Here is a 915-nt window from a genome sequence, read left to right on the forward strand (position 1 = left end):
CCGTGTGCGGCGGCGTCCCGAGACCGGGGCGACGACCCACTCCCCGACGAGCGCGGCCGCTCTCACCCCTGCCGCGCGGCCCTCGCAGCCCTCCGGGCACTTCACCGTGCCCACGGCGGTCGCGGTCGCGCCGGCCTCGCCCGCGCGACGCCCGTCCGTGGAGGGCGGGTTCGACTTCTTCGGTACGCAGAAGGGCGAGGAAGCGCTGGAGGCCGTACAGAACGAGGACCTGGCCGACGTGGTCGGCCAGGAGGCGCTCGCGCTCCACAAGGCCGAGTCCGAGTCCGAGTTCAAGCCCGTGAGCGAGGAGTCGCGCGGAGTCGGCCAGGTCATCGACCTGACCGCGCACGACGAGACGGAACAGATCGACCTGGCGGAACTGCGCAGCGCGGTTTCGTAACGCTGGTAAGGCCGTTCGGACCCACCTGGGCCCGACCGATGGCGTACGTGATGAGGGCAGTGGCAACCCGCCACTGCCCTCACGCCGTTCGCTCCTCACAAGCCGTTCGCGTCGTCCGAGTCGGTCGAGGCCCTCAGGCCATCCACCGGTCCGGCCGGGCCTCCCGCCGTCCCGTGCGTGACCGGTCCGCCTGTCCGTGGAGCAGCTCCGCCGCCTCGGAGGCGTCCCGCAGCCGGGCCGTCACGGTCTTGTTGGCTCCGGTGTCCACGCGGACGTCGGCCAGCCCCTTGTGGCGCTGCCACGGCCCCTGCTCCAGGCGCACGCTCTGCACCTTGGCGTGCGGCACGAGCGCGATGCTGCGGCGCAGCAGCCCGTGCCGGGCCACGAAGACGGTGTCGGTCACGGCGAGCCCGTAGCCCCGCCACCAGAACGGCACGCACCAGCCCGCCCGGCGCGGCGGCCGTGCCAGTGAGGTGGGCACGGTCACGCCCGGCAGCACCCGCGCGACCACCACG

General features: G+C 73.7%; 1 protein-coding gene and 1 pseudogene. One reads left to right on the plus strand and one right to left on the minus strand.

The features are described 5' to 3' along the window. Positions 1-400 (plus strand): annotated as a pseudogene (locus O3Q52_RS53605) (hypothetical protein); the annotation flags it as partial. A 133-nt stretch (positions 401-533) separates the two neighbouring features. Here the strand turns inward: O3Q52_RS53605 and O3Q52_RS53610 are convergent. After that, a partial coding sequence (locus tag O3Q52_RS53610; RefSeq protein WP_269655614.1) for a PH domain-containing protein occupies positions 534-915 on the minus strand: 382 nt, incomplete at its 5' end.

Origin of the sequence: Streptomyces sp. ActVer, assembly GCF_027270795.1 — a bacterium.
Lineage (GTDB): Bacteria > Actinomycetota > Actinomycetes > Streptomycetales > Streptomycetaceae > Streptomyces > Streptomyces umbrinus_A.